Origin of the sequence: Lysinibacillus sp. NPDC097287 (assembly GCF_044761695.1) — a bacterium.
In the GTDB taxonomy this organism is placed as follows: Bacteria; Bacillota; Bacilli; order Bacillales_A; family Planococcaceae; genus Lysinibacillus.
In genome coordinates this window covers 560617-574040 of the sequence record NZ_JBIWCX010000001.1, presented here as the reverse complement: position 1 = coordinate 574040, position 13424 = coordinate 560617, and the positions used below count along the sequence as shown (strand labels likewise).

13 protein-coding genes are annotated in these 13424 nt (G+C 36.8%); all 13 read left to right on the top strand.

What is annotated here, in order from left to right:
• Positions 1-10: 10 nt before the first annotated feature.
• The 13 genes from fliM to ACIQ2D_RS02615 are packed head-to-tail and all read left to right on the top strand — an operon-like array spanning position 11 to position 13413.
• Positions 11-1006 carry a flagellar motor switch protein FliM gene (gene fliM / locus ACIQ2D_RS02675; RefSeq protein ID WP_402858957.1) on the top strand — a complete coding sequence of 332 codons (996 nt, stop codon included), beginning with the start codon at positions 11-13 and terminating at the stop codon, positions 1004-1006.
• Positions 999-2207, top strand: coding sequence for a flagellar motor switch phosphatase FliY (gene fliY / locus ACIQ2D_RS02670; protein ID WP_402858954.1), 1209 nt, complete (start codon positions 999-1001; stop codon positions 2205-2207). Before fliM ends, fliY begins: the two co-directional genes overlap by 8 nt.
• A gap of 21 nt (positions 2208-2228) precedes the next feature.
• The gene (locus ACIQ2D_RS02665; protein WP_402753740.1) at positions 2229-2591 is read left to right on the top strand and encodes a response regulator; all 363 of its coding nucleotides are present in this window, start codon (positions 2229-2231) and stop codon (positions 2589-2591) included.
• A 4-nt stretch (positions 2592-2595) separates the two neighbouring features.
• A complete protein-coding gene (locus tag ACIQ2D_RS02660) occupies positions 2596-3273 on the top strand; it encodes a flagellar biosynthetic protein FliO (protein ID WP_402858951.1) in 678 nt (225 codons plus the stop codon).
• Positions 3273-3938 (top strand): flagellar type III secretion system pore protein FliP, encoded by a 666-nt coding sequence (gene fliP / locus ACIQ2D_RS02655; protein WP_402753742.1) that lies wholly within the window; start codon positions 3273-3275, stop codon positions 3936-3938. Before ACIQ2D_RS02660 ends, fliP begins: the two co-directional genes overlap by 1 nt.
• 13 nt (positions 3939-3951) lie before the next feature.
• Complete coding sequence (gene fliQ / locus ACIQ2D_RS02650; RefSeq protein ID WP_024362021.1) at positions 3952-4221, top strand: flagellar biosynthesis protein FliQ; 270 nt, start codon at positions 3952-3954, stop codon at positions 4219-4221.
• A 4-nt stretch (positions 4222-4225) separates the two neighbouring features.
• Entirely contained in the window at positions 4226-5002 is a 777-nt protein-coding gene (gene fliR / locus ACIQ2D_RS02645) for a flagellar biosynthetic protein FliR (protein ID WP_402858948.1), read from the top strand.
• A gap of 1 nt (position 5003) precedes the next feature.
• Positions 5004-6092, top strand: coding sequence for a flagellar biosynthesis protein FlhB (gene flhB, locus ACIQ2D_RS02640; protein WP_402858945.1), 1089 nt, complete (start codon positions 5004-5006; stop codon positions 6090-6092).
• A 24-nt stretch (positions 6093-6116) separates the two neighbouring features.
• Positions 6117-8150: a flagellar biosynthesis protein FlhA gene (flhA, locus tag ACIQ2D_RS02635; protein WP_402858942.1), complete on the top strand. Its 2034-nt coding sequence runs from the start codon at positions 6117-6119 to the stop codon at positions 8148-8150.
• Entirely contained in the window at positions 8147-9337 is a 1191-nt protein-coding gene (gene flhF / locus ACIQ2D_RS02630; protein WP_402858939.1) for a flagellar biosynthesis GTPase FlhF, read from the top strand. The genes flhA and flhF overlap by 4 nt, the downstream gene beginning before the upstream one ends.
• Positions 9334-10209: a MinD/ParA family protein gene (locus ACIQ2D_RS02625; protein WP_402858937.1), complete on the top strand. Its 876-nt coding sequence runs from the start codon at positions 9334-9336 to the stop codon at positions 10207-10209. Before flhF ends, ACIQ2D_RS02625 begins: the two co-directional genes overlap by 4 nt.
• Positions 10210-11352 (top strand): protein-glutamate methylesterase/protein-glutamine glutaminase, encoded by a 1143-nt coding sequence (locus tag ACIQ2D_RS02620; RefSeq protein WP_402858934.1) that lies wholly within the window; start codon positions 10210-10212, stop codon positions 11350-11352.
• A gap of 15 nt (positions 11353-11367) precedes the next feature.
• Positions 11368-13413, top strand: coding sequence for a chemotaxis protein CheW (locus ACIQ2D_RS02615; RefSeq protein ID WP_402858931.1), 2046 nt, complete (start codon positions 11368-11370; stop codon positions 13411-13413).
• The last annotated feature ends 11 nt before the right edge of the window (positions 13414-13424 follow it).

Genomic DNA, 13424 nt, shown 5'->3' with positions numbered 1-13424 from the left:
AGGTGGGCAAATGGCAGGAGATGTGTTGTCCCAATCTGAGATAGATGCGCTTCTTTCCGCAATATCGACAGGAGAAATGTCAGCGGATGACATCAAAAAAGAAGATGAAGTACGCAAGGTGAAGGTGTATGACTTTAAACGAGCGCTTCGCTTCTCAAAAGATCAAATCCGAAGTTTGACCCGAATACACGAAAACTTTGCACGATTACTGACTACTTTCTTCTCAGCACAACTTAGAAGTTATGTGCAAATTACAGTAGCATCAGTAGACCAAATACCATTTGAAGAGTTTGTACGTTCGATACCGAATATGACACTCATCAATGTGTTTGAAGTACCGCCACTAGATGGTAATATTTTAATGGAAATAAACCCAAACATCGCGTACTCTATGCTAGACCGTTTAATGGGCGGTAGTGGGGCGAGTCATAGTAATGTCGATAACTTAACAGAAATCGAAACAAAAATTATGACAAATCTTTTTGAACGTTCATTCGATAATTTACGCGAGGCCTGGGAAAATATCGCTGAAATCGATCCGATTTTAGTTGAACTTGAGGTGAATCCTCAGTTCTTACAAATGATTTCTCCAAATGAAACAGTTGTCGTTATTTCATTAAATACGATTATTGGAGAGACAAGCGGTATGATTAATATTTGTATACCGCATGTTGTTTTGGAGCCAATTGTACCAAATCTATCAGTACGTTACTGGATGCAAACTAATACAAAAGAAATGTCTCCAGAACAAACTCAAATGCTTGAAAAACGAGTTAAACAAGCACAATTACCACTTTCCGTGGAACTTGGGATTACAGATATTACGATTGAAGATTTCCTCTTAATGCAAATTGGAGATGTCATTCAATTAGATCAAAAAATTGCAGATCCACTTATGTTAAGAGTAGGTACTTTACCGAAATTTACAGTACAGCCCGGAAAACAAGGTAAAAAATTAGCAATCCAGATTATCGACCCTTTGAAAGGAGGAGACGAAGATGAGTGATGAAATGCTCTCCCAAGAAGAAATTGAGGCTTTATTAAGGGGCGAGACGTTGGAAGATAAAAATGACACCAATGAAGCTTCTTCAAATGATGAAAATGATGATATAAGAGTTGAGGATTACCTTGATTCGTTCGCTCAAGATGCGTTAGGCGAGGTAGGAAATATCTCTTTTGGTAGCTCAGCTACGGCACTTTCTGCACTGTTAGGTCAGAAGGTAGATATTACAACACCTAGTATTTCCATGATTAACCGTAACAAATTAGAGGAGGAATTTCCTCACCCTTATGTAGCTGTACAAGTAGAATATACGATTGGTTTAACTGGTATGAACTTACTAGTTATTAAACAATCAGATGCTGCAATTATCGCAGATTTAATGTTAGGTGGAGATGGATTAAATCCAAAACCAGACCTAGGAGAAATTCAGTTAAGTGCTGTGCAAGAAGCAATGAATCAAATGATGGGTTCTGCTGCTACTTCAATGTCAACTGTATTTAATAAAAAAGTAGATATTTCTCCGCCATCTATTGATCTAATGAATATTTCTCAAAATGAAGGTCGAGATAATATTCCGGAAGATGATTTACTTGTAAAAGTATCTTTCCGCTTAAGAATTGGTAGTTTAATTGATTCTAATTTAATGCAATTATTACCGTTGAAGTTCAGTCAAAATATTGTAAAATCACTTTTAGGTGAAACGGAAGCTGTTGAAGAACCAGTAGCTGCTACTATGCAAGCTACACCGGTGGCGCCACCGCCACCAGTTGCTCAACCAGCAGCACCGGTACAACCAGCTTATCAGCAGCCAGCACCGCCAATACAACAACCGGTATATCAAGAACAGCAAACAATCCAGACATCTCAAAGAGCTGCACAACCTGTAAATGTTCAACAAGCACAATTTGCTAGCTTTGATACAAATGTTATTACGGATTCAGAAGCCAGAAATTTAAATATGCTACTTGATATTCCATTACAAGTTACTGTAGAGTTAGGACGTACGAAACGTTCTGTAAAAGAAATTTTAGACCTTTCAAGTGGGTCGATTATTGAATTAGATAAATTAGCAGGGGAACCTGTTGATATTTTAGTTAATAGTCGTTTAATTGCTAAGGGTGAAGTTGTTGTTATTGATGAAAACTTCGGTGTTCGAATTACAGATGTTTTAAGTCAAGCAGAACGTTTAAATAATTTAAGATAGTTTCAATTGGAGGAGTTAACCATGTCTAAAAGAATTTTGATTGTAGACGATGCAGCTTTTATGCGCATGATGATCAAGGATATTTTATCGAAGAATGGATTTGAAGTTGTAGGAGAGGCTGCTGATGGTGTACAAGCAGTTGAGAAATACAATGAATTAAAACCAGACTTAGTAACAATGGATATTACTATGCCTGAAATGGATGGTATCGCTGCATTAAAAGCAATTAAAGGCACTGATCCAAATGCTACTGTTATTATGTGTTCAGCAATGGGACAACAAGCTATGGTAATCGATGCAATACAAGCTGGTGCGAAAGATTTTATCGTTAAACCTTTCCAAGCAGACCGCGTAATTGAAGCGATTCAAAAAGCTCTAGGTTGATAGAATGCAAGTGTATAAATCATTTCAATTTGCGATGATTTTTGCATTTCTTGTAACATTTTTGTTTTTATACCCAATGCAGCCTTCTGTTTATGCGAACACTAATACGAATAGTATCGAGGATTGTTGGAAAAATCCAGAAGCTTGTAAGGATGACACAGAACCAGCTGCTGAGAAAGATCAAGTCGTATCAGCAGCTGGAGATGTGTCTGCTTGGGAGTACATAAAAATGATTTTGGCACTTATTTTTGTTGTGGCGTTATTTTATGCTCTGATGAAATTTTTAAATAAGAAAAATTTAAAATATCAGCATAATCAAATGGTACAAAATTTAGGTGGCATATCATTGGGGGCACAAAAATCAGTACAACTTCTGCAAGTAGGTAAATCGCTTTACTTAGTCGGTGTCGGTGAAGATGTACAGTTATTACGTGAAATCACTGACCCGCAAGAAGTCGAACAGCTATTAGCGCTTTACAATGAACGACAAGAATATGCAGCATCATCACCATATATTGCCGAATTACTATCCAAATTCAAAAAAAATCCTCAAAGCACTTCATCGAATGTCGAAGAAAATCAAACTACATTTGGCGAGTTATTCGAGAAAAAGATTTCAGAAATAAAACATGAGCGTAGTGAAGAAATAGAGAGATGGAAGAAAAAGGAGAATGATGATTAATGAATGATTTCCTCAACTCTTTTTCGGCTAGTGATCCGACCAATGTCTCTACTTCCGTTAAGCTCGTATTATTATTAACGGTTTTGTCTTTAGCTCCAAGTATATTAATTTTAATGACATCATTTGCGCGTATTGTCATTGTGTTGTCATTTGTGCGAACTGCACTTGCGACACAGCAAATGCCGCCTAACCAGGTTATTGTCGGACTTGCATTATTTTTAACATTTTTCATTATGGCGCCTACTTTCCAACAAGTGAATAAGGAAGCCTTGCAACCTTTATTTGCCGAGGAAATCGGTCTTGAGGAAGCATATGACCGTGCTAGTATGCCATTTAAAGAGTTTATGAGTAAGCACACACGGCAAAAAGATTTAGATTTATTTTTAAAGTATAACCAAGCAGAAAGACCTGCATCTGTGGAAGAAATTCCACTCACAATGCTCGTACCTGCGTTTGCGTTAAGTGAAATTAAAACAGCGTTCCAAATTGGTTTCATGATTTTCATTCCGTTTTTAGTAATCGATATGATTGTTGCAAGTACATTAATGTCGATGGGGATGATGATGTTACCACCTGTTATGATTTCATTGCCGTTTAAAATTTTATTATTTGTACTTGTAGATGGTTGGTATCTCGTGATGAAATCATTACTACAAAGTTTTTAGGGGATGAGTTAATATGACAGGTGAAATGGTTATTTCAATTGCAGAGCGTGCCATAATGATTATCCTTCTAACTAGCGGACCGCTATTATTAGTTGCTTTAATTTCAGGACTTGCGGTGAGTATTTTCCAAGCGACAACCTCAATCCAAGAGCAAACACTAGCGTTTGTACCAAAAATTGTAGCTGTTTTAGTAGCTATTGTATTCTTTGGACCTTGGATGCTATCACAAGTAACGAGCTATGCGAGAGATATTTTTGAGAATTTAACACGTTATATAGGGTGAGTAGATGAATGAATTAATCCCACAAATAACGGTTTTCTTATTAGTACTTGTGCGTGTAACAGCTTTTTTTGTCACTGTACCTTTCTTCTCGTACAGAACAATTCCACAGCAAGTACGAATAACTCTCGCATTCGTTTTAGCTTGGATGATGTACTACACGATTGATATTGAACCATTTATTTTTAATGGAGATTACATACTTTTAATAATAAAAGAAGCACTTATTGGGCTTTTACTAGGACTAATTGGTTATATTATTATGTCCGCTATACAAATCGCCGGAAGTTTTATCGATTTCCAAATGGGATTTGCGATTGCAAACATTATTGATCCTCAAACTGGGGCTCAAAGTCCATTAATTGGTCAGTTTTTTAACACATTGTCTCTATTATTTTTACTAGCAATAGATGGTCATCATATGATTTTAGATGGAATTTATTATAGTTATCAGTTTTTGCCGATGGATCAAGGGTTTCCTAATTTTGCGAATGATGATTATATTCAATTTGTTATTACCACATTCACAGCTGTCTTTGCCATTGCGTTCCAAATGGCTGCACCTGTAGTTGCCACTTTATTTTTAGTGGATTTAGCATTGGGAATTACAGCAAAAACGGTACCGCAATTAAATATTTTTGTTGTCGGCTTTCCAATTAAAATAGGTGTTAGTTTTCTAATATTGTTTACGATGATGGCTGTCATGATACAAGTAATACAAAAGCTTATTACCATTATGATTTATGCAATGCGTGATTTAATGGCGATTTTAGGTGGTGGATAAGATGTTACTACTACTAGATTTAGATTTGCAATTCTTTGCTGGTGAGAAAACTGAAAAAGCGACTCCGAAAAAACGTCAAGATGCGCGTAAAAAAGGACAAGTCATTAAGAGTCAGGACATTTCGAGTGCGATTGTCATGCTCATGGTTTTTATCTTTTTATTATTTTTCGCTAGCTCATTTGGCGACAATTTGTTGGATTTCTTTAAAGAAACATTTATTCATAATATGCATGTTGAAACCATCACGATAGATAGTGTGATGCAGTTATTCACTAAGATGCTTGTAGAGATGGCTTATATTATCGTACCGATAATGGCCATTGCTTTTGTTGGTGCACTATTCGCTAACTATTTGCAATTCGGTTTCCTTTTCACAATGGAACCAATGAAATTTGATTTAAAAAAAATGGATCCGATTAAAGGATTAAAAAAAATATTTTCAGTGAAAGCCATAGTGGAGCTTTTGAAATCCACGTTGAAAATCACCTTTATAGGTGGAGTTACGACCATCATTATATGGACAAACCTTCATGAAGTGTTAGCTCTATCATTTAAAAGTCCATGGGAGACACTGGTAACTGTAGGGAAATTGGTAGCTATTATGGGTATAGCTGCTTCGCTCGTATTGTTATGTGTGTCGTTATTAGACTGGATCTATCAAAAATATGATTATGAAAAAAATCTTAAAATGTCGAAACAAGACATTAAAGATGAATATAAAAATAGTGAAGGGGACCCGTTGATTAAATCCAAAATCAAACAGCGTCAGCGTGAAATGGCGATGCGCCGTATGATGTCGGAGATACCGAATGCGGATGTTGTCATTACGAACCCAACTCACTATGCGATTGCACTTAAATATGATGAAGACAGTATGGAAGCACCACGCATTATTGCAAAAGGTACAGATTTTGTCGCTCAGAAAATTAAGCTAATCGCAAAAGAGCATGATGTGATAATGGTTGAAAACAGACCGTTAGCGCGTGCGATGTATGACCAAGTGGAAATTGGTGATCAAGTACCAGATGAATTTTTCAAAGCAGTAGCCGAAATACTCGCTTATGTATATCGTATTAAGCGAAAAATTTAAAACCTTTAAGTAGGAGGGACATAAATGAAAGTTCGCGATATAGGGGTTTTAGGTGCGGTTATTTTAATCGTAGCGATGCTCATCATCCCTCTTCCTACGTGGATGTTAAGTTTCCTCATTGTTATCAATATTACATTAGCATTAATTGTACTGTTAACAGCAATGAGTATGAAGGAAGCATTAGATTTTTCTATTTTCCCATCAGTAATTTTACTGTTAACATTATTCCGACTCGGACTGAGTGTTTCAACAACCCGTGCTATTTTAGCGAATGGTGATGCAGGTTCAGTTGTAGAAACCTTTGGCGATTTCGTAGTAGGAGGGAACATTCTCGTTGGTCTCGTTGTATTCTTAATCCTTGTATTAATCCAGTTTATCGTTATTACAAAAGGTGCGGAACGTGTTGCTGAGGTAGCAGCGCGTTTTACACTCGATGCGATGCCAGGTAAACAAATGAGTATCGATGCAGATTTAAATGCAGGTGTAATATCAGAACGTGAGGCTCGTGAGCGTCGTGAAAAAGTGTCCGGGGAAGCGGACTTTTATGGTGCGATGGATGGTGCGACCAAGTTTGTAAAAGGGGACGCCATCGCCTCTATGGTCATGGTTATTATCAACTTATTATTTGGGATTATTATTGGAGTTGTGCAAATGGGGTTACCGTTTGGAGAAGCAGCGACACATTTCTCAAAGTTAACTGTTGGAGACGGAATTGTATCACAAATTCCAGCACTTTTAATTTCAACGGCGACAGGGATTGTTGTTACACGTGCATCTTCTAAAGGTAGTCTTGGCGAAGATATTGTGGGGCAACTTTTTGCACAAGCAAAGTTACTCTATGTTGCAGGTGGTACAATTATTTTACTAGGTTTATTTACACCAATTCCAAATTGGATTACGCTACCGATTGGTTTAACTTTAATCGCAGGTGCGTATAAAATGGAACGTAAGAAGCCGGAAGATGAAGAAGAATTACTTGAAATTGAGGAAGAAGTGGCAACAGACGGTATGAAGAGCCCTGAAAATGTTGTGAATTTATTAAATGTTGACCCGATTGAATTTGAATTTGGTTATGGTTTAATTCCTTTAGTAGATGCTGCACAAGGTGGGGATTTACTTGACCGTGTTGTTATGATTCGTCGACAGTTAGCGCTAGAGTTAGGAATCGTTATCCCTGTAGTGAGAATTCGTGATAATATTCAGCTTCAACCAAATGAATATCGTATTAAAATTAAAGGGAATGAATTAGCAAGAGGTGAACTTTTACTGGACCACTATTTAGCAATGAGTCCTGGGGACGATGATTCAATAGATGGTATCGATACAGTTGAACCGTCATTTGGCTTGCCGGCAAAATGGATAACAGAGCAAGTAAAAGAAGACGCTGAAATGCTTGGTTATACTGTAGTAGATCCACCAAGTGTTGTTTCGACACACTTAACCGAAATGATTCGCGCAAATTCATACGAATTATTAGGTCGTCAAGAAACAAAACAATTAATCGATCATTTACGAGAATCACATCCGATTTTAGTCGAAGAGTTGACACCAGCTCCGTTATCAACAGGTGAAATTCAAAAAGTATTGGCAAAATTATTACGTGAAAGTGTGTCAGTACGTAATTTACCAATTATTTTTGAAACATTAGCCGACTATGCAAAACTAACGAGTGATACCGATATATTAACTGAGTATGTACGTCAAGCGTTAGCTCGTCAAATTACAGCGCAGTATAATGGAGACGGCTCGTCGTTAAAAGTAATTACTGTTTCGGGTAAAGTTGAGAAAACAATTGCTGATAGTATTCAACAAACAGATCATGGTAATTATTTAGCGATGGATCCTCAAGATTCACAAATGATATTAGAGTCGATTGCTGCTGAAGTGGAACGAGTGTCATTCATGGAACAGTCCGCTATCGTACTATGTTCACCAGCTGTGCGTATGTATTTACGTCAGTTGATAGAACGTTATTTCCCTCAAATACCAGTGTTATCTTATAATGAATTGGATGCTGCAATTGAAATTCAAAGTGTTGGAGTGGTGAACGTAGATTGAAAACAAAAAAATATAACGCATCTTCCATACCTGAAGCAATGAAGCTTGTACGTGCAGAGTTAGGCGAGGACGCAGTCATTTTAAATTCAAAAGTAGTTGTAACAAAGAAATTTTTCGGACTCATTAAAAAGAAAAGTTTTGAAGTTATAGCGGGTATTGATCGCATGGAGCCGAGCTATTCGGCTCCAGTGACAGCCCCACCTTCATTTAAGATGAGGGAGAGTACTCAGTTACAAGAAATCACCAATGCAATGCAAGCACAAATTCAGCAAAACCATGTAGAGCATGAGAAAGTAACTCTAGATGATACAGGGATTCCTAAAGAACTGAAAAAAGAAATTGCAGATTTAAAATCTTTAATGCAATCAATGCATAAAAAGACTACCCAAGCTCAATATCCAGATGAACTCTTACCCTTCATTGAATACTTGAGGAAACAAGAGCTAAGTGAGGAGCTCATCACAACGATTGGTGATGAGCTTTTTGCGCATTTTAAAGAAGCATCTGAGATAAATTTCTCGCAATGTAAGCTCATTTCGAAAAATATTTTGCGCAAAGAACTTGAAATGTTACCAATTAATGGGTTATCTTATGAGCGTAAATATATTAATGTTTTAGGTCCTACTGGAGTCGGAAAAACGACAACAATTGCTAAAATGGCTGCGAGAGCTGTACTAGAAAAAAAGAAAAAAATAGGCTTTATTACGACAGATACTTATCGTATTGCCGCTATTGAACAATTAAAAACATATGCGGGATTACTACAAGCACCTGTTGAAATAGTTTATAACGCAACAGACTATGAACATGCCATTCAAAAACTCTCTCACCTTGACTTAGTATTTATAGATACTGCGGGTCGAAATTACAAAGAAGTGAAATATGTCGATGATTTGCAGCGTCTCATTAAGTTTAATGAGGATGCAGAATCCTTTTTAGTACTTTCCATGACTGCTAAAGAGAAAGATATGTCTACAATTATCGATCAATTTGAGCAATTACCAATTGAAAAATTCATTTTCACTAAAATAGATGAAACAAATTCTATTGGCGCAATGATTAATTTAATGATTAAATATAATAAAGGACTTGCTTACTATACGAATGGTCAAGAAGTACCAGAAGATATTGAAGAAGCTGACTTAGAAGCAGTACTTAATTTGTTTTTCCAAGGTGAAGAAAAATGAGAGACCAAGCAGAATCATTGCGCTTGAAAATGTTGAAAAATCAAGGCGATTTAGGAAGATCAATTGCAGTCGTAAGTGGTAAAGGTGGTGTCGGGAAAAGTAATTTTTCTACTAATTTTGCAACGACGTTAGCAAGAAAAGGAAAGAAGGTTGTCCTTGTTGATATGGATATTGGTATGGGCAATATTCATATTTTAATTGGAAAAAGTGTTTCTTATAGTTTAAGAGATTACTTACAAGGTAATAAAGCACTAGATGAAGTACTGTTCGAAGGGCCTTCAGGTATACAGTACATTTCTGGAGGGTCAGGTATGTCGAGCTTATTGGAATGGTCAGAGGAAATGTTTGAACGCCTCATCCACGCTTTTGAAGAGCTCCAAAAAAACTTCGACTATATTTTATTTGACATGGGAGCTGGAATCACAAATTGGTCGTTGGATTTACTAATATCGGTAGATGAAATTGTTGTCATTTCGACTGCCGAGCCGACGTCCATTACGGATGCCTATTCGATGATGAAGTATATTCATCTAAAGGACCCAGACAAACAATTTTATATTCTATGTAATCGTACTTTTTCAAAAGAAGAAGGACTTGAAACACTTAATCGTTTGAAGCTAACTATGAAAAGTTTCCTAGGTAAAGATGTCATTATATTAGGTTCTTTACCAGAGGACCCTGTTGTTCGAAAAGCTGTTCGTGAACAAGTACCATTTTCAATAGCTTATCCAGATGCATTAATAACGAAGACGCTTCAATTAATTGTAGCTCGTTTTATTGATCAGCGTGTAGAAGAAATTCATGCACATGAGCAAGCATCCAATAAGTTCTTATCTAAACTTAAAAGTATTTTTTCGAAAGGACGTGATTAATTGGACTTCTCAGATAAAAGCAAGCTTTTAGTTGTAGATGATTCTGCTTTTATGAGAAAGCTAATTAGTGACTTTTTTGTTGGAAACTCGAAGGTTGAAGTAGTTGGTACCGCACGAAATGGTAAAGATGCTTTGATGAAAATTCAAAAACTACAGCCAAATGTTGTGACAATGGATATTGAAATGCCAGAATTGAACGGGCTGGATGCATTAAATGAAATTATGTCAATTTGTCCAGTGCCGGTAGTAATGCTTTCAAGTACAACGCAGAGCGGGACTGAAGATGCATTAACAGCAATTGAATATGGAGCAGTTGATTTTGTCACAAAACCTAGCGGAACGATATCTCTCGATTTGCATAAAATCCAAGATGAACTTGTTCGTAAAGTTGAGCAGGCAGCATTAGTACCTATCTCTAAATTAAAAAAACCTTCTGGAAAAAAGCAACAAGAACTGACACTAATTAATAGTAATAGAAGAAAAGAATCTATCAACGAAACTAGAGGTACTTCTACAATTATTCCGACTGTTGAAGTCAAGAGGCAAAGAGTTGATTGGAGCCGAACAAGTAAAAAGGTTGTACTTATTGGTACTTCAACTGGAGGGCCTCGAGCCTTACAAACAGTAATTACGAAAATTCCTAAAAATATTCAGGCACCTATATTAATTGTTCAACATATGCCAGCTGGTTTTACAAAGTCATTAGCCATTCGATTAGATCAATTGAGTGAAATTGATGTGAAAGAAGCTGAGCAAGGCGATATTTTACAAAATGGTGTTGCTTATATAGCACCAGGAGGTTACCATTTGAAATTTAAAAAACTAGGTACCTCTTATGGGATTGTTCTTGATAATAAAGAGTCACCAAGGTCAGGACATCGCCCATCTGTTGATGTAATGTTCGAAGACGTAAGTCAATTTCAAGATCTTGATAAAATAGCTGTCATTATGACTGGAATGGGCAATGATGGTTCAAAAGGGTTAAAAGTTTTAAAAAGTACCGGAAATGTAATGGCTATTGCAGAGTCAGCTGAAACTTGCATAGTGTATGGTATGCCGAAAGCTGCGGTGGAAACGCAACTTGTCGATGAAGTAGCTGATATAGATGATATTGCACAAACTATAATGAAATATTTGCCTTAAAAGGGGTGTCCTCTTATGGAAGTCAATCAATATTTAGAGATGTTTATCGAAGAGAGTAAAGAGCATTTGCAAGCTTGTAGCGAACATTTATTAGAATTAGAAAAAAATCCTGATGATTTAACAATTGTCGGAGAAATTTTCCGCTCAGCGCATACATTGAAAGGCATGTCAGCGACAATGGGCTTTGAAGATTTAGCAGATTTAACACATAAAATGGAGAATGTGTTAGATGCGATTCGCAATGAAAAAATTCATGTTACACCAGAAATTCTAGATGTTGTATTTGAATCTGTTGATCATTTAGAAGAAATGGTAATGGATATTGCAAATGGTGGTGACGGGAAACGCGATGTTTCTTCTACTGTTGCAAAACTGAAACTTATTGAGTCTGGAGAGTCAGTAGTTGCGGAAGTAGCTGCCACTGTTGTCTCTGAAGCACCTGTGGCGAGTGCACTTGAATACGATAGCTTTGAACAAACTGTTATTACACAATCCTTTGAACAAGATTTCAATGCGCTTGAAATCACTGTGCGTTTACGCGAAGATTGTTTATTGAAAGCCGCGCGTGTGTTCATGGTCTTTGAAATTTTAGAGAAGGACGGAGATGTCATTAAATCATCCCCATCCGTTGAAAAATTAGAGGATGAACAATTCGATCAACAGTTTCATGTTGCGTATTTAACGAAAGAATCTCCAGAAGATATGCAGAAAAAACTGCTGAAAGTATCGGAAGTCGAAGAAGTAACAGTAGTATCGTTGACGATCGAACAATTTAAATATTCAGAGCGTGCAGAAGCCGAAGCAGAAGTAGAGGTAGTTGATGTGAAAGCAGAAAATACTGTAGCTCCATCTGCACCTACGCCTGCTAAAGCACCTGAGAAAGCTACGACTGTTAAAACCGCAGCTGTTGGGAATAAAACAATTCGTGTAAATATTGAACGTCTTGATATTTTAATGAACTTATTTGAAGAACTTGTAATTGATCGTGGGCGTTTACAGTCGATCGCTACAGAGGTTAATCACAATGAACTCAATGAAACAGTTGAACGAATGAGCCGTGTAATGGGTGATTTACAAACAATTATTTTAACGATGCGCATGGTACCGGTAGAAACGGTATTCAACCGCTTCCCGAAAATGATTCGCCAACTATCTCGAGACTTAAATAAAAAAATCAATCTAGAAATTATTGGGGCCGAAACAGAGCTTGATCGTACTGTAATCGATGAGATTGGTGATCCACTTGTTCACTTAATTCGTAATTCTGTAGACCATGGTATTGAAAATCCAGCAGCGCGTTTAGCGAAAGGTAAGCCAGAAGAAGGGACAGTTGTTCTTCGTGCTTACCATAGTGGTAACTATGTCTTTATTGAAATTGAAGATGATGGTGCAGGGATTAATCGTGATAAAGTACTGTCAAAAGCAATTTCTAAGGGGATTGTGACACAAGAACAATCGCTAGCCATGTCAGATAAACAAATCAACGAGCTAATTTTAGCTTCTGGCTTCTCGACAGCCGATGTTATTTCGGATGTATCAGGCCGTGGTGTTGGTCTAGATGTTGTGAAAACAACGATTGAATCGTTAGGTGGTAATATCTCAATCGAATCTACACAAGATGCAGGTTCTATTTTCTCTATTCAATTACCATTAACATTATCGATTATTTCTGTCATGTTAGTAGAAATCGAAAAAGAGATTTATGCAATTCCATTATCATCAATTATTGAAACATCAATTATTCGTTCTTCAGACATTATGAATGCACATAACCAAAAGGTAATTGACTTCCGAGGTAAAGTTGTACCACTTGTATTTTTAGAGGAAATCTTTGAGGTACCAAGTAAAGAGGTACAGGACGATGAATTCCGCTCGGTAGTTATCGTTCGTAAAGGCGAGAAGCTTGCTGGTTTAGTTGTTGATTCATTCATTGGCCAACAAGAAATTGTACTGAAATCATTAGGTAACTATTTAACAAATATCTTTGCAATTTCAGGTGCGACAATTTTAGGTAATGGGAAAGTGGCATTAATCGTAGATTGCAATGCACTGATTAAATAAGGCGGATGAAT